Origin of the sequence: Pseudoalteromonas sp. MEBiC 03607, from assembly GCF_004792295.1 — a bacterium.
GTDB lineage: Bacteria > Pseudomonadota > Gammaproteobacteria > Enterobacterales > Alteromonadaceae > Pseudoalteromonas > Pseudoalteromonas lipolytica_C.
Genome location: NZ_SRRY01000001.1, coordinates 2867625 through 2885963 on the forward strand (window position 1 = coordinate 2867625; position 18339 = coordinate 2885963).

Consider the following 18339-nt stretch of genomic DNA (forward strand, 5'->3'; position numbering starts at 1 on the left):
TTTAGTTAATTAACTGTTGTTGTAATTCGTGAATCTCATCTCGCACAGAAGCCGCTTTTTCAAATTCAAGGTCGCTGGCATAGGCATGCATTTTCGCTTCAAGGGCTTTGATTTGGCTGGCAATATCTTTTGCACTGAGCACTTTCTTAGACTCTTTACGCACCAATTTAAGATTATCTTTAGGACTTGCATCTTCACCCACATCCATAATATCGGTGATACTTTTCACCAGTGCTTGCGGCTCAATACCGTGCTCAAGGTTATAAGCTTGTTGCTTTTCGCGGCGGCGATCTGTTTCGTCAATGGCTTGTCGCATAGAATTAGTAATGCGGTCGCCATACAAAATCGCTTTACCATTTAAGTGACGAGCAGCACGACCTATGGTTTGAATAAGCGAACGAGTAGAACGTAAGAAACCTTCTTTATCGGCATCAAGTATCGCAACCAGTGAAACCTCTGGCATGTCGAGACCTTCTCGTAATAAGTTAATGCCCACTAACACATCAAATACACCAGCACGTAAATCACGGATAATTTCAACCCGTTCAACAGTGTCGATGTCTGAGTGCAAATAGCGCACTTTTACGTCATGGTCGTTGAGATAGTCAGTTAAATCTTCTGCCATACGCTTAGTTAAAGTGGTCACAAGTACCCGTTCGTTCACTTCAACTCGTTTATATATTTCAGAGAGTAAGTCATCAACCTGACTACCAACGGGGCGAACTTCAATTTCTGGGTCAATAAGCCCGGTTGGACGAATAACCTGTTCTGCAACTTCTCCTGATGAACGCTCAAGCTCAAAATTACCTGGCGTTGCCGACACATAAATAGTTTGCGGCGCGATAGCTTCAAACTCTTCAAAGCGTAATGGGCGGTTATCTAATGCTGATGGCAAGCGAAAGCCATACTCAACAAGATTTTCTTTACGGCTTCTGTCACCTTTGTACATAGCGCCAATTTGCGACACTGTAACGTGTGATTCATCAATGATCATCAATGCATCATCGGGTAAGTAGTCAAGTAAAGTCGGCGGCGGATCGCCCGGTGTTCTACCAGATAAGTAACGCGAGTAGTTTTCGATGCCTGAGCAATAACCAAGCTCGGTCATCATTTCAATATCGTACTGGGTGCGCTGAGCAATACGCTGCTCTTCCACAAGTTTGTTGGCACTAAGTAGCTGAGCTCGGCGGTCTTTCAACTCATCTTTAATTTTATCAATGGCATCGAGAATTTTTTCACGGGGTGTTACATAGTGCGTTTTCGGGTAAATAGTTGCGCGCACAATGTGCTTTTCAACAGCCCCCGTAAGCGGGTCAAAAATACTTAAGCGCTCAATTTCATCGTCAAACATTTCCACACGAACGGCATAAGTGTCAGATTCAGCCGGAAATATATCAACTACTTCACCACGAACACGGTATGTACCACGGCTAAATTCAATATCGTTTCGTGTATATTGCAGCTCAGCAAGACGACGCAGCATATCGCGCTGATCAACTGTTTCACCAACCTTCAGCAATAGCATCATCTTCATATATGAGTCAGGGTCGCCCAAACCATAAATAGCAGATACCGAGGCCACAATAATTGTATCGCGTCTTTCTAATAGCGCTTTGGTAGCACTTAAGCGCATCTGCTCAATGTGCTCATTGATAGACGCATCTTTTTCTATAAAAGTATCACTGGCAACAACATAAGCTTCTGGCTGGTAATAGTCGTAATAAGATACAAAATACTCAACCGCGTTATGCGGGAAAAACTCTTTCATTTCGCCATAAAGCTGTGCGGCGAGTGTTTTATTGTGTGCCATGATAATGGTTGGGCGATTCAAATCATTAATAATATTGGCCATGGTGAAGGTTTTACCCGTCCCTGTAGCCCCTAATAATGTTTGATGAGCAAGCCCAGCCTCAAGGCCATCTTTTAACTGTGCTATTGCCGTTGGTTGGTCACCACTTGGCTTAAATTTAGAAACTAGTTGGAAATGGTCGCTCATGAATGACACTCCTTCATATATGACTCACTTAACCCATCAACTTCTTTGATGAACCATTTATAGGCTACCACTGCCGTAAATAAATTACCGATGGCTGCACCAATAAAGAGTCCTTTTAAACCCGCAATTTCACTGCCAACATAAGCAAAAGGTACATAAAAAACAAACAGACGAACCACACTTAAAATCAGTGCATTCAGTGGCTTATGCAGGGCATTAAATGAAGAGTTAGATAAGATAATTATTCCTTGCAGACCATAACTTAGCGGCAAAATATAAATGAATAGCTTAATCACATCCATTACTGCTTGCTCTTTACCAAATACATCAGCGATAAAACCAGAGGTTAACAGCAGTAAAATATAAATAGCGAGCTGCCAAATCATCACAAACTTTAAAGTTTTTGTGTAGGCTTCTTTGACACGTTCAAACTTACCCGCCCCAAAGTTTTGACTAACAAATGGCGGCAAGGTCATCGACAAAGCAAGTACTACAAGACTTGCAATAGATTCAATTCGGCTTCCTACACCAAATGCCGCAACGGCTTCAGGACCATGTTTAGCCACTAATGCTGTCATGACAGCCATTGCAATTGGCGTTAACATATTTGCGCCAGCCGCAGGTAAACCAATTTTTAGGACTTTTCGAATTGAGCTCAATGGCGTTTGCGAACCAGCATGCAAACTTAACAACCCATTCTTAACAGCAAGAATATAAAGGATGATAATTACTGCCACTGCCCAAGCTATGACACTTGCGATGGCTGCACCTTGAATTCCTAAAGCGGGGATAGGCCCAAAGCCAAAAATAAGCATAGGGTCTAAAATGGCATTAATGAGCCCCGCCCCACCCATTACTATGCTCGGTGTTTTAGTATCGCCACTGGCACGTAGCACAGAGTTTCCGACCATTGGGGTAATTAAAAAAACACTGCCTAAAAACCACACACTCATGTAATCATGGATCAAAGGCAGTACTAACTCCCCAGCCCCAAGTAATTTAAAAATAGGTTCGATAAATACATAACCGACAACCGATAAAGAAAACACCATAACAACAGCGACAAGTAATGACATACTTGCATCAAAGCGCGCCTCGTCTAGCTTGTCGCTGCCAAGTGCTTTTGCAATAACTGCTGAAGTGCCTATTCCTAAACCGATAGCAAGGCTGATAACGGTAAACGTCACGGGAAACGTAAAACTCACCGCAGCGAGAGGTTCAGTTCCAAGTAAACTGATGAAAAAGGTATCTACCAAATTAAACATCATTAGTGTAATCATTCCAAAAATCATCGGAATGGTCATTTTCTTTAAGGTCGGCAGAATGGGAGAGTTTAAAAGATCAGGTTTAGATTTGCTCTGCGGTGTCACGCTCATAAGAATATTTTGCCTCTTTATCTTAGCTTGTAAGTTTAAAGCATCCTCGCCTTGCAAGCTATGCTTTATTAAAAGAAACAAACGAGATAGATAAAACTCCTTATTTTGATGCTTTCATTGATAAATAGTGACTAACCCCTATAAAAAACAAAATACAAACATCATTAATATCTTTATTACAATTAAAAGGCAGATATCGCTGTTTTTTTACACACTAAATACTGTTGTTTCATCGTCACAAATAATTTTACTAATCAATTCAGCATGGCTTCAGGTAAAAATATTAACCCACTGATTTAATTAGATTTAAAAAAACTGAATTAAATACTTGAAATTGCTACAGCGCCCTATATTTCTGGCATCAACGCTGTTCTTAAAGTTTCATAAACAGAGTTATCCACAGAAATCGTGGATAACTCTCTGTAAGCCGCAAATATAAAGGCTTTTAACAGCTATCGATCTTTGAGTTAAGCTTAAAGACTGAAGTGTATTATTTTAAGCCTTTTAATTGTTCCGCAATAGAAATCAGCAAAAATTTCTACAGCCTGAACCAAAAATGAAAACAACAAACAAGGATGCAGTAGCTTTTTTTCAAACTAAACAACTGATTTAAATGATTAAAAAAACACCAACTAAGCTTTGTTAAACTGCCGTATTTATTTATTGGCAAAAAAACCTATCGTTTCTGTGAGATAAATACAGCTAAAAAATACGACTCGATACAGTTACAAACATACCGGTGTTTAAAAATTCAGTACTGTCGTTTTGTGATAAATACAAATACTAGATAAGTAATTATTTTCTCCGTTAAATTGTAAAAAACATCTTAACTAATACTTTTTTGACGTTTAAAACCACAAGCCTGCTCAAAAAAAATGCAATGATAGCGTTTTAGCGACATAAAACTTTAACTGAATGGCGCTATCCAACATGATTTCAAGCCATATTTTGCTCAGATCGAACATAAAAACATCGAATAAGCTTCTTTTTTGAATTTATGAAGTTTTTATGTTGACACTTTGCAATGCTGTCATTAATATTTCGCCCCGTTGAAAGGCATGACGCTTCCCCCTTAGCTCAGTTGGTTAGAGCGACGGACTGTTAATCCGCAGGTCCCCCGTTCGAGTCGGGGAGGGGGAGCCAAGTTTTTCAGCCATAAACGATTCCCCCTTAGCTCAGTTGGTTAGAGCGACGGACTGTTAATCCGCAGGTCCCCCGTTCGAGTCGGGGAGGGGGAGCCAAGTTTATGAATATGATTGTTCCCCCTTAGCTCAGTTGGTTAGAGCGACGGACTGTTAATCCGCAGGTCCCCCGTTCGAGTCGGGGAGGGGGAGCCAAATCATAGCACCACACTACTCTATTTAGTTCCCCCTTAGCTCAGTTGGTTAGAGCGACGGACTGTTAATCCGCAGGTCCCCCGTTCGAGTCGGGGAGGGGGAGCCAACTCCAAGAATCTATTAAACTTTCATCTACAACTATTCTTCGATTGTATTAGACTTTAAAGCGCATATAATCTACTCTACTTTAAGTAATTTCTATACTTTGCTATAGAATATGATGCAAAATTATTACAGCAATGAATCAAGGAATTGATTCCTTCCTTTTCGCTTTTAAAAGATAAGAAAAATGGCTGGTTTTAAAAAACTAATATTTATACAACTTATATCTTGGTTACTGTTTACCGTTTTAGGTGGCTATCTAGTTGCTCTTAGTTTTGATAGCTCAGTGAGTGATACGCAAAAAAAAGCACAACTGACCGTTAATTCATACATTAGCGACTTAACAATGGATGACTTATCTGCAGAGAAAATCCAACGTACATTTGCTGATGCGAGTATCTTTTCAAGCTTTACTCTTCGTGATCACGCTGGTAAAACCCTTGTAGCAGTTCAATCATCAGAGTCGCTTCCGCTTCTAGCAGAGATGGTTAACAGTTCATTTAATTCTATCCGTCCGCAATTTGCTGTTAACAATGCTTCTGATATAAAAGTTGAATTTACTATTAATGCACAAAGCCTTGCCAATTTAATGCAGCAGGCGATGTTCGTTGTTATCTTAGTTTCTGGTCTTATTGCCCTTCTCCCTATTTTCTTTATGAAGAGCATGTTTAAGCGACTTAATCGTAAAATCAGCACCACTATTGCTGATATTGTTGATATATACATTAACCAGAATCAGGTAGGTGGCGACCTTGAACAAGCGATAGACACGTCGCGAATTAAAAAGCTAAGTAAAGATTTAATCCCTTCGTTTAATCGTTTGTCTCACTTTTTACAGACAAAACATGATGATATTCAAAATAACGCATTAAATATTAAAAAAGAAGCGTACAAAGATGTTGTAACCAACTTAGGTAACCGCAACATGTTTGTTGAGTATTACGAGAAAAATATTGAAAACTCAGATAAAAGCACTTTTGGTTCGCTTGCCATGGTGCGTTGCAGTGAGTTACAAGCAATAAACCAAACCCGTGGCTACCAGAAAGGTGACGAGTACGTTAAAGGTGTTGCTGATATCATCAAACATATCAGTGGCACGTACACAAATAGCCAAGTTTTTCGTTTAAATAGCTCAGATTTTGCTGTGGTTTTACCGAACACACCACTAAAAGAAGCTGAACGCTTTGGTGATAATCTACAATCTCGTTTCACTCAATATCAACAAAACCAAGAATTAAGCTCTGTAGCAAATACAGGTATCGTTGGTTATGAAAAAGGTAAGCCTTTAGGTGAGCTGCTTTCAGTTGTTGATAATGCAATGAGTATGGCGCAGTCAAAACAAGCAAATGCTTGGCATGTACAACGAGAAACAGACTTAGTAAATAATGCTAGCGCAGGTTTTGGTAACCAGAACTGGCGTAAAGTGATTAACGAAGTTATTGAATCTAAACGTGTACATTTAGTAATGCAAAATATTATGCCGGTTGGTAAGAGCGTTAAAGCTTATGCTGAGATTCAAGTAAGATTTAAAACTGCTGAGAACCAAACATTACCAACGGCTTCATTTTTAGCTATGGCTGAAAAGCTAGAAATGGCAATGGAAATTGATCGATTGATTATCGATACTACTCTGGACAAAATTAAGACTCGTAATTTTTCTGAGAAATTCTTTGGCATTAATGTCACTGCATCAAGTGCCCATAATGATCAATTTGTGATCTGGCTTGAGCGCCGCCTATTAAAAGACAGTAATATCGCCTCTAAGCTTATATTTGAAGTAAGCGAGTTTGGCTTACAACAAAATATTAAAGCAAGTAAACGCTTTATCGATATGGTGCATCGTGTAGGTGCGCGTATCACTGTAGAGCGCTTTGGTGTTGGTTTAACGTCATTTAAATTCTTTAGAGACTTAAAACCTGATTTCATCAAAATGGATGCAAGTTATACCCGCGGCCTTGAAGAAGATAAAAATAATCAATATTTTATGCGCTTAATGGTTGATCTTGCTCACCGTATTGGCGTGAGTGTTTTTGCAGAAGGTGTTGAGAGCCAAGAAGAGAAACATATCATTGAAACTTTATGTTTAGATGGCGTACAAGGCTATTACATCGAAAAGCCAAAAGACATTTAAGCCCCCTACTCATGGCCCAAAAAACCACACGTTTTTTGGGCCTATTCTATTCATTAACCTTGCTTTAACAGTTTAATCATAAACAGCTTTGTTAATTTTAGCTATTCGTCCCTGATGTGTTGTGTCAGCCCCCAGAAAAAAGGATAATAGTGCCGATTTTAAACTCGTGAGGCACGCATGACAGAATATGTCTTGTTATTGATTGGCACCGTGCTAGTCAACAACTTTGTTTTAGTACAGTTCTTAGGTTTATGCCCTTTTATGGGTGTATCAGGTAAGTTAGATACCGCGATCGGTATGTCTTTAGCCACAACCTTTGTGCTTACACTAGCTTCTGTAACGAGTTACCTAGTGAATCATTATATTTTGATTCCACTTGATATCGCCTTTTTACGTACTATGAGCTTTATTCTAGTGATAGCGGTAGTCGTGCAATTTACTGAAATGGTGGTAAGAAAAACCAGCCCGACACTTTATCGCTTATTAGGGATTTTCTTACCGCTTATTACCACCAACTGTGCCGTGTTAGGTGTTGCTCTACTAAATATCAAAGAAGATCATTCGTTCTTGCAATCTGCTGTGTATGGTTTTGGTGCAGCTGTTGGTTTTTCTCTTGTACTGGTTTTATTTGCAGCTTTACGTGAACGCTTGGCAGCTGCAGACGTCCCTGCACCATTTAAAGGTGCGTCAATTGCTATGATCACCGCAGGCCTGATGTCGATGGCCTTTATGGGTTTTACAGGATTAGTGAAGTTTTAATATGACCTTGTTTTATGCTTTGATAGCGTTAGGTTCATTAGCGCTAATATTTGGTTTAATTTTAGGTTTTGCCGCCGTGCGTTTTCGCGTTGAGAGCAACCCTATTGTTGACCAAATTGATACCATTTTACCGCAAACACAATGTGGCCAATGCGGCTACCCTGGCTGTCGTCCATATGCTGAAGCGATCGCCAATGGTGACGAAATCAATAAATGCCCACCAGGCGGCGAAGCCACGGTAAAAAAACTCGCTGATTTAATGGGTGTTGAAGCAAAACCGCTGGCTGGCGGTGAGCAAGCAGATCCTGTTAAAACCGTTGCCTATATTCGTGAAGATGAATGTATTGGTTGTACCAAATGTATTCAAGCCTGCCCTGTTGATGCGATTGTCGGCGCAACCCGCCAAATGCACACTGTATTAATCGATGAATGTACTGGTTGTGACTTATGTGTTGAACCGTGCCCTGTAGACTGTATTGATATGCTGCCTGTAAAAGAAACCAAACAAACTTGGAAATGGCAATTAAACGCAATCCCTGTGACTCAGGTAGATTAGGAGCACAGATGGAAAAGTTAATAGATCAAATTAAACAAGGCAAAGTGTGGTCTATACCTGGGGGCATTCACCCACCGGGTCAAAAGCTGCAATCAACAACACACGCAATTGCAAGACTGCCACTACCAGATAAGCTTGTTGTATCTTTAAAACAACACATTGGTGCTAACGGCAAACTAATTGTTGAAAAAGGCCAACAGGTACTTAAAGGCCAAGCATTAACTAAACCGAGCGGTAATTGGTCTGTGCCTGTGCACGCACCAACATCTGGACTTATTAGCGATATTTGCCCAATGCCATCTGCTCATCCATCAGCATTGCCTGAGCTTAGCGTGATTATTGAACCTGATGGTGAAGATAAATGGTGTGAGCTTCACCCTGTGTCTGATGCAAAAACACTTTCCCATGATGAGCTTGTTGATATTATTCACCAAAGCGGTATTGCAGGTATGGGCGGCGCTGGTTTCCCAACTTATGTAAAAGCAGATACCCGAAAAGCCATTGAGTTTTTAATTGTTAATGCCGTTGAGTGTGAACCTTATATCACCGCTGATGATATGCTAATGCGCGAACATGCCGATGGCATAATTGCTGGCATTGAATTAATGCAGCAGCTGTTAAATCCACAGTTAACGATTATTGGCATCGAAGACAATAAACCCGATGCTATTGCTGCCATGAAACAAGCAGCACAACATAACGACAGCATCATAGTGCAAACAGTGCCAACGGTTTACCCTTCTGGCGGTGAAAAACAGCTAATTAAACTGCTAACGGGCAAAGAAGTCCCAAGTGGAAGTATTCCTGCCGATATTGGTATGTTGGTGCAAAATGTCGGTACTTTGTTTGCGGTAAATCAAGCCGTAAATGAAGGTAAACCTCTGATTGAACGCGTGGTGACAGTAACGGGTAACACCATTCATAAACAGGGTAATGTGTGGGCTTTACTAGGCACCGAAATAAAACATTTATTAGATTGCCAAGGCTTTTCGCCAGTTCCACAGCAACGTGTGGTTATGGGCGGTCCAATGATGGGCTTTACCTTACCAACCGTGCGCATTGGTGTCGTTAAAACCACAAACTGTATTTTAGCACCAGATCACCAAGAGCTTGCTGAGCCGGGTGATGAAAAAGCCTGTATTCGTTGTAGTGCCTGTGCTGACGCCTGCCCTGCTTCATTATTACCTCAGCAATTACAATGGTTTGCTAAGTCTAAAGAATACGACAAACTCAACGAGCACAATTTATTCGATTGTATCGAATGTGGTGCCTGTGCTTATGTATGCCCAAGCGAAATCCCCTTGGTGCAGTACTATCGCGTTGCTAAAGCTGAAATAAAGGAGCAGCAAGCAGAGCAAATTAAAGCAGAGCGAGCAAAAGAACGTTTTGAAGCGCGTAAAGAACGTTTAGAGCGCGAACAAGAAGAGCGCCAAAACCGCCACAAACGTAAACCTGCTGCTAAGTCAGATGGCGAAAAACAAAAAGTGGCAGATGCACTCGCCCGAGTTAAAGCTAAATCTGATGATAAAGACAGTAAATCAGCTGTCGCTGCTGCTATCGCCCGTGCGAAAGCGAAAAAGCAAGGTGCAGAGCTTGAGCCTGATAACTCTGAAGTAGCTAAAGAGCGTGCAGCACGTAAAGAACAAGCACGTAAATACAAAGAGCAAAAAGCACAAGAGCAAGGTGAAGAAAGCGTCGATAAAGATGATAAAAAATCAGCTGTCGCTGCCGCCATTGCCCGTGCTAAAGCAAAAAAAGCCGCACAAACCGCTGAAGAAAACCCAGAAGCAGACACAGCACCTAAAGACGATAAAAAGGCCGCCGTTGCTGCAGCTATTGCCCGCGCTAAAGCGAAAAAAGCCGCACAAGCTGCTGAAAATCAAACTGAAGCTGAAGAAGAAGCAACACCTGTCGATGACAAAAAAGCCGCTGTTGCAGCTGCTATCGCTCGTGCCAAAGCGAAAAAAGCGGCGCAAGCTGCTGAAAATCAAACTGAAGCTGAAGAAGATAGCGCACCAGTAGATGATAAGAAAACTGCTGTTGCTGCCGCCATTGCCCGCGCTAAAGCGAAGAAAGCCGCTAAAGAGCAAACAAACAGTGACGATTCATCACAGCAACTTGATGATTCAAGCGATGAGGCTGATTCAAAGCCGCAATCTGATGCCCCTGAATCTAGCGAAGATAAAAAAAAGGCTGCTGTTGCCGCTGCTATTGCCCGCGCTAAAGCGAAAAAAGCCGCGAAAGAGCAAGCACAGAGTGACGATTCATCACAGCAACTTGATGATTCAAGCGATGAGGCTAATTCAAAGCCGCAATCTGATGTACCTGAGTCTAGCGAAGATAAGAAAAAGGCTGCTGTTGCCGCTGCTATTGCCCGCGCTAAAGCGAAAAAAGCCGCGAAAGAGCAAGCACAGAGTGACGATTCATCACAGCAACTAGATGCTTCAAGCGATGAGGCTAATTCAAAACCGCAGGTTGATGAACCTGAATCTAGCGAAGAAAAGAAAAAAGCAGCGGTCGCTCGTGCCATTGCAAAAGCTAAAGCAAAAAAGTTACAACAAGAAGGAAACGATAAGTCATGAAACTAACCATGGCGAGTTCGCCGCATAATCATAGCCATAAATCATTAAGCCGATTGATGATGACAGTGATTGCTGCGTGTATTCCAGGCTTAATCGCGCAAGTTTTCTTCTTTGGTAGCGCTGTTTTAATTCAGCTTGTTCTCGCGCTAATTACAGTTAGCGCCTGTGAAGCCGCTGTTTTACTACTTCGTAAACGCAAAGTTTGGCCAACACTTAGTGATGGCAGTGCGTGGTTAACAGGCGTATTACTGGCGTTAAGTATTCCACCTCTAGCGCCTTGGTGGATTATCGTAATTGGCTGTATGTTTGCAATTGTTATTGTAAAGCAGCTTTATGGCGGCCTTGGCTTTAATTTATTTAACCCTGCTATGGCAGCTTATGTATTACTACTTGTATCGTTTCCGGTGCAAATGACAAGCTGGTTACCTGTTAGTGATTTACTTGCATCTCCGATTAGCTTCTCACAGCAGCTGTCTGTTATTTTCAATGGCTTTACCAGCGCTGGTTTTAGTGTTGATCAATTACGTGTAGCGATTGATGGCACAACCATGGCAACGCCGCTTGATACCGTTAAAACAGATGTCGCCCATCACCTAACGGTGGCTGAGAGCATGAGTAAGCCTCTTTTTAATGACTGGTTTGGTCTTGGCTGGGGCTGGGTTAACCTCGGCTTTTTAGTCGGTGGTCTTTATTTATTAAAAGCTAAAATCATTAATTGGCATATCCCTGTGAGCTTTTTAGCCTCATTAGCAGTGTGCAGTGGTATTGGTTATATCGCAGCCCCGGGCACAGAGCCAGGCGTGGTATTTCACTTATTCAGTGGTGCGACCATGTTAGGTGCATTTTTTATTGCTACCGATCCGGTTTCTGCATCAACAACAAATAGAGGCCGTTTAATTTACGGCGCGTTAATTGGTCTACTTGTTTACTTAATTCGTACTTTTGGTGGTTACCCTGATGCAGTGGCATTTAGTGTATTGCTATTAAATATGGCAGTGCCTTTAATTGATTACTATACGCAACCACGTACTTACGGCCATGGAGTGAAATAATGATCCTTTCCTCAATGACTAAAAATGGCGCTATTCTTACCGCATTTGCGCTCATTACCACAGGCACTGTAGCCCTGACTCATAGCCTGACTGCTGATCGTATTGAAGAGAAAGAAAAGCAACAACTTGCAGAGCAGCTGCAACAAGTACTTGATGCCCATCATTACGACAATCAACTTTACAAAGATTGTGTTGTGATCACCGATGAGCGCCTTGGGCCACGTCCAGATCAAGTTATTTACCGCGCCTACAAAGACAATAAACCGTATGCTTTAGTAATGCGCCATGTAACACCAAGTGGTTATAGCGGCGATATCAACTTATTAACAGCGGTTTTTGCTAATGGTGAAATAGCGGGTGTTCGTGTCACTAAACACGAAGAAACGCCGGGCCTTGGCGATAAAGTTGAGGTCAAAAAATCAGACTGGATCACCCTTTTCAAAGGGCAAAATGTACTTTCTGAAGATGACAGCCGCTGGGCTGTTAAAAAAGATGGTGGCCAATTTGATCAATTTACAGGTGCAACCATTACACCGCGTGCCGTTGTCGGCTCAGTAAAACAAGCTGTGCTGTTTGCCCAAGCTGAATTTGATAATCTGTTTGCTGCACCAAACATCTGTCAAGGAGCCAAGTAATGAGCCAAGTTAAAACCTTATTTAAAGATGGTATGTGGGCTAATAACCCTGCCCTTGTGCAGTTATTAGGCTTATGCCCGCTACTTGCCGTTACTTCTACGATTACCAATGCATTAGGCCTAGGTTTAGCGACGTTATTAGTACTGGTTGGTTCTAACGTCACCGTATCGATTGTGCGAAACTGGGTGCCTAAAGATATTCGTATTCCTGTTTTTGTGATGATCATCGCAGGCTTTGTAACGATAGTTCAGCTAATGATGAATGCCTATACATTTGGGCTTTATCAATCATTGGGGATTTTTATTCCACTGATTGTTACCAACTGTGCCATTATCGGTCGCGCAGAAGCATTTGCCTCTAAAAATACAGTGCCACTTTCAGCCTTTGACGGCCTGATGATGGGACTTGGCTTTATGCTAGTTTTAGTGGTGCTTGGGGCAATGCGTGAGCTTATTGGTCAAGGTACGCTGTTTGATGGTGCCGATTTATTATTAGGACCATGGGCCGCAGCACTTCGAATTGAAGTATTTAGTTTTGATAACCAATTTTTATTAGCAATCTTACCACCGGGTGCCTTTTTAGGACTTGGTTTACTGATTGCTGCAAAAAATGTCATTGATACACAAATAAAATCTAAGCAAGTTGTTACTCCAGAAGTAGAAAAAGGCCCAAGAGCCCGAGTAACAAGTTTAACTTAAAGGAGAGCACGCACCGTCACTGCGTGCTTTACGCCACCATGAATAAAGAAAAACGCTATGAGATTTTATCTCGTCTACGTGAGCAAAATCCGCACCCAGAAACAGAGCTTGAATACTCAAGCCCGTTTGAATTATTAGTTGCGGTTACCTTATCAGCACAAGCTACAGATGTGGGTGTTAATAAAGCAACCCGTAAGCTATTCCCTGTTGCTAACACGCCTCAAGCGATTCTTGATTTAGGCCTTGAAGGCCTTCGTGATTACATCAAGACCATTGGTTTGTTTAATTCTAAAGCCAATAATGTCTATAAAATGTGTGAAATTCTGGTCAATAAACATAACTCAGAAGTACCAGAAAATCGTGAAGCACTCGAAGCATTACCGGGTGTTGGCAGAAAGACCGCGAATGTTGTTTTAAACTGTGCCTTTGGCTGGCCAACAATTGCTGTAGACACGCATATTTTCCGCGTATCTAACCGCACTAAGTTTGCCATGGGTAAAGATGTAGTTGCTGTTGAACAAAAATTAGAAAAAGTGGTACCTAAAGAGTTTAAGGTCGATGTACACCACTGGTTAATCCTGCATGGCCGCTATGTGTGCACGGCTCGTAAACCTAAGTGCGGCAGCTGTATTATCGAAGACTTATGTGAGTTTAAGGAAAAGACTGAGTAGTTAAAGTCTACTCTAAAGCTAACAATTTTAAGGTGAAGTTGCTCACCTTTTTCTATCACCTCAGTAAGTTCATTTTGCAGATTGTGCCAAACACAAGGTTTGGCACGAAAATCCTAGCCATTATCGCTGGTTTTGGCTCACCTGCTTTTTAATAAACTCTCGCGTATCATTTAACAACGATACTCTTGCTGGTTCGTGAACATACATCATGTGACCACCGTGATAATAGTGATAGTCAATTTTATCAGCGTATATACCGTGTCTGTTTAAGGTGTATTCTGCATCAAAAAATGGCGTGACAATATCGTAATACCCTGAGGCAACCATCACTTTCATTTGCGGATTACTGCGAAGCACATAAGATAAATCTGGCGCGGTATTGACGTATCTAGGCTCCCAGCCTTGTCCATCAGGAGCAGTACGCCAGCGCCAGTTATCTGATAACTCAGGATCGCCAGGGTTTAAGTATTTTCTTTTCCACTGTACGTTTAAATCTGTACGCATGTATTTCATCAGTGCCGCTTTATATGCAGGCCCAATAACTTTTGACGCATCTTGCTTAGGAGCCGCTGTTAAATCGTCTCGTTCATCAAGCTTATAACGTCCATCAAGCAAGCCTACTGCGACGCCCTCATCACGCAATAACTCTTTAGCGAATCTGAACGCGTTAATACGTAAATCAACCTGCTCAATATATTGTTTACTTAGCCCTGTATAACGGTGAAGGCCGTCAACAATTTGCGTTCTGTCAGCTTTGCTAAGCGCATTACCCTTAAATAAGGCTGGTAGTAATTCATCAACTGCAAATTGTCGGCTCGCATCAATAAATGCTGCAAAATCTCCTGATGTGTCTACTTTTTTGTGGTACCAAGCAGTTGCAGCGAGTGTGGGTATGTAAGTGATATAAGATATGATGTTATCGTCAACATAAGGGCTTGAACCTTGATAGTCTAAAGCTTGCGACACAAAAATAATGCCATTTACATTGATCAAGTGTTTATCCATAAGTACTTTAGAAACCGCTGCCGCTCGAGTTGTCCCGTAGCTCTCTCCCAATAAAAATACGGGTGCATTCCAGCGATTTTCTCTTGTTAGCCACTGGGCAATAAAATCAGCGATAGAAGATGCATCTTCTTTCAAGCCCCAAAAGGACTTGCCTTCAGTTTCACCTAATGCACGCGAGTAACCTGTGCCAACAGGGTCAACAAACACCATATCAGTCACATCAAGAATCGTCTCAGGCGCATCTTTTAATTCGTAAGGAGCCAATCCAGGAGCCGTTGCATCGCTTGGTACCACGACTCGTTTAGGACCATAAGCACCCATATGTAATCAGTTAGACGATGAGCCCGGACCACCATTCCAGATAAATGTAACTGGTCTATTTTTGTTGTCGTCTGCAGCTAGGTAATCAAACGAAAAGATAGCAGCAGTTGGCTCTTCGTTTTTGTTTAATAAATAAGTTTCACCGGCTACAGCTTTGTATTTTAGCTTTTTGCCATTGAAAGTGCCTTTATGCTGGGTCACAAATTTAGTGGCTTCAGGTATCGACTTTTTATTGTTTGAATCGGAGACTTCATCTGCATTAACTGCATTCGTACAAAACGCAAACAATGTCGAGATGACTACAGTTTTGAAATTGGCAACATACGCCATGTTTTATTCTCCCTAGCAGGCTTATTTTTATCTGTATCTGGCTTAAGTGGCTTTATCACTCAGTGCTCAATTAACCTTTTACTTGAGCGATTACTTTTACAGCAAGCACATGTAATTTCAACTATCTGCGTTTAACACGCAAAAAAGCATAATCTGTATCGGGACAAAAAATATCAAAGTATTAATTTCACAAGCTCCCATCCTTTCGTTATGCTGTTGAGTAATGTGAAATTTTTTATGAGAGTTGCTATGTTACCTTTACTTCGTATCTTGTTAATTGAGCAAGATCCAGCCACTTTGCAAGAGCTTTCAACGAACCTAGCAAAAACAATCCCTAATTTTGAGCGCAGTGATGTTGATATCGACATTATTGAGTGCATTGAGCTTAAGCAAGCGTTGAAATGTGTAGAGGAAGATGGCGATATTCAAGCTGTGGTACTTAGCTGGGATGTATTGAATAATGGCGAGCGCACCTATAGCCGTTTTATCGAGCAATTAAAAGGCATACGCCTAGAACTGCCTGTCTATGTTATTGGTGACGATACGAAAGGCTTGGAGATAGTCAACGAGTCAGAAGAAATTGAGTCTTTCTTTTTTAAGGACGAAGTCATCTCAGACCCTGAAGCTATTTTGGGCTATATGATCAATGACTTTGATGACCGTTCAGAAACGCCATTTTGGACCGCCTATCGTCGTTATGTCGGTGAATCGAACGATTCATGGCACACGCCTGGTCACAGTGGCGGTGCTAGCTTTAGAAATTCTCCGTATATTAAAGACTTTTATCAGTTTTATGGCCGTAACGTATTTGTTGGCGACCTATCGGTTTCTGTCGACTCGCTTGGCTCACTGTCTGACAGCACCAACACCATAGGCCGCTCTCAAGAATCAGCTGCGGCGACATTTGAAGTAAAACATACCTACTTTGTTACCAATGGTTCATCGACTTCAAATAAGATTATTTTGCAAACTTTACTGCGTAAAGGCGATAAGGTGATCATCGACCGAAACTGCCATAAATCAGTACATTATGGCATTTTGCAATCGGCTAGTTTACCTATTTACTTATCGAGTATTTTAAACCCTAAATATGGTATCTTCGCGCCCCCTTCACTGGCTGACATCAAGCAGGCGATTGAACAAAATAGCGATGCTAAATTACTGGTTTTAACTGGCTGTACCTACGATGGTCTGCTTAGCGATTTAAAACAAGTAGTGGAATTTGCACATCAGCACGGTATTAAAGTGTTTATCGACGAAGCGTGGTTTGCTTACTCGCTTTTCCACCCGAGCTTACGACACTATTCGGCTATTAATGCTGGCGCAGATTATGTTACCCATTCGGCACATAAAGTGGTTTCAGCGTTCTCTCAGGCGTCTTATATTCATGTTAACGACCCTGATTTCGATGCCGATTTCTTCCGTGAGATCTACAGTATTTACGCCAGTACTTCTCCAAAATATCAACTCATTGCTTCGCTGGATGTATGCCAAAAGCAATTAGAAATGGAAGGTTATAAATTACTAAATGCCCTGCTGAATCACGTTGCAGAGTTTAAGCAGCAAATGGCTTCACTCAAACATATAAAAGTGCTCGATAAGCAAGATTTCATGGATATATTCCCTCACTTTAGTGGCGATAACATGGGTCACGACCCACTGAAGATCCTCATCGATATTAGTGAGTTACCTTATTCATTAAAGGATATTCATAAGTTTCTATTAGATGAAATTGGCCTTGAAATCGAAAAATATACGCACAGCACCATTTTAGTTTTACTGACTCTTGGCGGCACGCGCTCGAAGATCATTCGCCTTTACAATGCGCTGAAGAAACTCGATAGCGGTAAAGTAAAACTCGCCACTTCAATGAGACGAACACGCTTACCAGAGAATCTACCCGCTATAGACTTAGCCTGTATTCCTAGTGATGCGTTTTATGGCGAACGTGAGTCTGTGCCGATCAGTAAAAGTAACAACCGAATTTGTGCCGGATTAGTCACGCCTTATCCTCCTGGTATCCCACTGTTAGTGCCGGGGCAACATATCACTAATGAGCATATCGAATACCTTAAAGAGTTGGCGGGACAAGGTCTGACAATTCAAGGGAGCTTTGATGGCGAAATTTATGTACTTAAAGGTAAAGTGAAAAGCTAAGCTTTCGCTTATACAGCAAATACCTCATTGTTATGCAGCAATCCCTATTCATTGCTGCATAACATCACCCTTTTCATAGCAAACGCTTTATGCTTTGTCTCAATGCTACTGTGCAAGCAATCGAAATATCTTATAATCCATTTTCAATAATTTTAATGCACAGCCATACTGCGCTATTAGAATTGTACGAATTTAAAGACAAGAAAGAGGATGCTTAAAATGCGCTTATTACACACAATGCTTCGCGTTGCTGATTTAGATAAATCAATTGAATTTTATACGCAGGTATTAGGTATGAAAGAGCTGCGCCGCGCAGACAACGAAGAGTACCGCTACACCCTTGCTTTTGTCGGTTATGGTGACGAAAAAGATTCGACTGTGCTTGAGCTTACTTATAACTGGGATACAGACAGCTATGATTTGGGTAATGCATACGGTCATATTGCTATCGAGTTTGATGATATTTATAAAGCCTGCGAAGACATTAAAGCTGCTGGCGGTAATGTGAGCCGAGAGCCGGGTCCAGTAAAAGGCGGCACAACTGAAATCGCATTTGTTAAAGACCCAGATGGTTATGCGATTGAGTTAATTCAGAAAAAAGATAACAACACTTTTTGATATATAAATACTG

Annotated in this window: 14 protein-coding genes and 4 tRNA genes; 14 read left to right on the top strand and 4 right to left on the bottom strand. The window is 41.5% G+C overall.

Translation table 11 applies throughout. The features are described from left to right. Position 1: 1 nt before the first annotated feature. Together uvrB and E5N72_RS13130 are read right to left on the bottom strand one after the other, a co-directional pair. Entirely contained in the window at positions 2–1996 is a 1995-nt protein-coding gene (gene uvrB / locus E5N72_RS13125; protein WP_135925387.1) for an excinuclease ABC subunit UvrB, read from the bottom strand. Continuing rightward, positions 1993–3372, bottom strand: a complete 1380-nt coding sequence (locus E5N72_RS13130) for an MATE family efflux transporter (protein ID WP_135925389.1) — start codon at positions 3370–3372, stop codon at positions 1993–1995. Before E5N72_RS13130 ends, uvrB begins: the two co-directional genes overlap by 4 nt. 1066 nt (positions 3373–4438) lie before the next feature. Between E5N72_RS13130 and E5N72_RS13135 the strand changes: the two genes are divergently transcribed. The 12 genes from E5N72_RS13135 (at position 4439) to nth (ending at position 13895) form a co-directional block, all read left to right on the top strand. Further along, a tRNA-Asn gene (locus E5N72_RS13135) sits at positions 4439–4515 on the top strand. 21 nt (positions 4516–4536) lie between these two features. Next, a tRNA-Asn gene (locus tag E5N72_RS13140) sits at positions 4537–4613 on the top strand. Between the two features lie 19 nt (positions 4614–4632). Further along, positions 4633–4709: transfer RNA gene (locus E5N72_RS13145), tRNA-Asn, on the top strand. A 29-nt stretch (positions 4710–4738) separates the two neighbouring features. Continuing rightward, positions 4739–4815, top strand: a tRNA-Asn gene (locus E5N72_RS13150). 183 nt (positions 4816–4998) lie between these two features. Beyond that, on the top strand, positions 4999–6942 hold the full coding sequence (locus E5N72_RS13155) for an EAL domain-containing protein (RefSeq protein ID WP_135925392.1): 1944 nt from the start codon (positions 4999–5001) through the stop codon (positions 6940–6942). A 177-nt stretch (positions 6943–7119) separates the two neighbouring features. Next, entirely contained in the window at positions 7120–7701 is a 582-nt protein-coding gene (gene rsxA, locus E5N72_RS13160; RefSeq protein WP_135925394.1) for an electron transport complex subunit RsxA, read from the top strand. A gap of 1 nt (position 7702) precedes the next feature. Continuing rightward, positions 7703–8257 carry an electron transport complex subunit RsxB gene (rsxB, locus tag E5N72_RS13165; RefSeq protein WP_054563643.1) on the top strand — a complete coding sequence of 185 codons (555 nt, stop codon included), beginning with the start codon at positions 7703–7705 and terminating at the stop codon, positions 8255–8257. Between the two features lie 8 nt (positions 8258–8265). Beyond that, positions 8266–10839 (top strand): electron transport complex subunit RsxC, encoded by a 2574-nt coding sequence (gene rsxC, locus E5N72_RS13170; protein ID WP_135925397.1) that lies wholly within the window; start codon positions 8266–8268, stop codon positions 10837–10839. After that, positions 10836–11891: an electron transport complex subunit RsxD gene (gene rsxD, locus E5N72_RS13175; RefSeq protein WP_135925399.1), complete on the top strand. Its 1056-nt coding sequence runs from the start codon at positions 10836–10838 to the stop codon at positions 11889–11891. The genes rsxC and rsxD overlap by 4 nt, the downstream gene beginning before the upstream one ends. After that, entirely contained in the window at positions 11891–12526 is a 636-nt protein-coding gene (rsxG, locus tag E5N72_RS13180) for an electron transport complex subunit RsxG (RefSeq protein ID WP_135925401.1), read from the top strand. Before rsxD ends, rsxG begins: the two co-directional genes overlap by 1 nt. Then, entirely contained in the window at positions 12526–13224 is a 699-nt protein-coding gene (locus E5N72_RS13185; RefSeq protein WP_105175132.1) for an electron transport complex subunit E, read from the top strand. Before rsxG ends, E5N72_RS13185 begins: the two co-directional genes overlap by 1 nt. A gap of 38 nt (positions 13225–13262) precedes the next feature. Next, positions 13263–13895, top strand: a complete 633-nt coding sequence (gene nth, locus E5N72_RS13190) for an endonuclease III (RefSeq protein ID WP_054553695.1) — start codon at positions 13263–13265, stop codon at positions 13893–13895. Between the two features lie 120 nt (positions 13896–14015). On the opposite strand, the gene E5N72_RS13195 is transcribed toward nth, so the two are convergent. Both E5N72_RS13195 and E5N72_RS20755 read right to left on the bottom strand, forming a co-directional pair. Then, positions 14016–15221, bottom strand: coding sequence for a serine carboxypeptidase (locus tag E5N72_RS13195; protein WP_240704525.1), 1206 nt, complete (start codon positions 15219–15221; stop codon positions 14016–14018). Positions 15222–15227: 6 nt separating this feature from the next. After that, entirely contained in the window at positions 15228–15551 is a 324-nt protein-coding gene (locus tag E5N72_RS20755; RefSeq protein ID WP_240704526.1) for a hypothetical protein, read from the bottom strand. Positions 15552–15800: 249 nt separating this feature from the next. On the opposite strand from E5N72_RS20755, the gene E5N72_RS13200 reads away from it, so the two are divergent. Beyond that, positions 15801–17708 (top strand): aminotransferase class V-fold PLP-dependent enzyme, encoded by a 1908-nt coding sequence (locus E5N72_RS13200; RefSeq protein ID WP_135925404.1) that lies wholly within the window; start codon positions 15801–15803, stop codon positions 17706–17708. A 219-nt stretch (positions 17709–17927) separates the two neighbouring features. Then, positions 17928–18326: a lactoylglutathione lyase gene (gene gloA, locus E5N72_RS13205; protein WP_054553771.1), complete on the top strand. Its 399-nt coding sequence runs from the start codon at positions 17928–17930 to the stop codon at positions 18324–18326. Positions 18327–18339 lie beyond the last annotated feature (13 nt).

Bases quoted from the DNA above. Each gene is read 5' to 3' on its own strand.
- E5N72_RS13155 (WP_135925392.1), top strand. From the start codon at position 4,999: ATGGCTGGTTTTAAAAAACTAATATTTATACAACTTATATCTTGGTTA.
- nth (WP_054553695.1), top strand. From the start codon at position 13,263: ATGAATAAAGAAAAACGCTATGAGATTTTATCTCGTCTACGTGAGCAA.
- uvrB (WP_135925387.1), bottom strand. From the start codon at position 1,996: ATGAGCGACCATTTCCAACTAGTTTCTAAATTTAAGCCAAGTGGTGAC.
- rsxC (WP_135925397.1), top strand. From the start codon at position 8,266: ATGGAAAAGTTAATAGATCAAATTAAACAAGGCAAAGTGTGGTCTATA.
- E5N72_RS20755 (WP_240704526.1), bottom strand. From the start codon at position 15,551: ATGGCGTATGTTGCCAATTTCAAAACTGTAGTCATCTCGACATTGTTT.
- E5N72_RS13195 (WP_240704525.1), bottom strand. From the start codon at position 15,221: ATGGGTGCTTATGGTCCTAAACGAGTCGTGGTACCAAGCGATGCAACG.
- E5N72_RS13200 (WP_135925404.1), top strand. From the start codon at position 15,801: ATGTTACCTTTACTTCGTATCTTGTTAATTGAGCAAGATCCAGCCACT.
- rsxD (WP_135925399.1), top strand. From the start codon at position 10,836: ATGAAACTAACCATGGCGAGTTCGCCGCATAATCATAGCCATAAATCA.
- E5N72_RS13185 (WP_105175132.1), top strand. From the start codon at position 12,526: ATGAGCCAAGTTAAAACCTTATTTAAAGATGGTATGTGGGCTAATAAC.
- gloA (WP_054553771.1), top strand. From the start codon at position 17,928: ATGCGCTTATTACACACAATGCTTCGCGTTGCTGATTTAGATAAATCA.
- rsxB (WP_054563643.1), top strand. From the start codon at position 7,703: ATGACCTTGTTTTATGCTTTGATAGCGTTAGGTTCATTAGCGCTAATA.
- E5N72_RS13130 (WP_135925389.1), bottom strand. From the start codon at position 3,372: ATGAGCGTGACACCGCAGAGCAAATCTAAACCTGATCTTTTAAACTCT.
- rsxG (WP_135925401.1), top strand. From the start codon at position 11,891: ATGATCCTTTCCTCAATGACTAAAAATGGCGCTATTCTTACCGCATTT.
- rsxA (WP_135925394.1), top strand. From the start codon at position 7,120: ATGACAGAATATGTCTTGTTATTGATTGGCACCGTGCTAGTCAACAAC.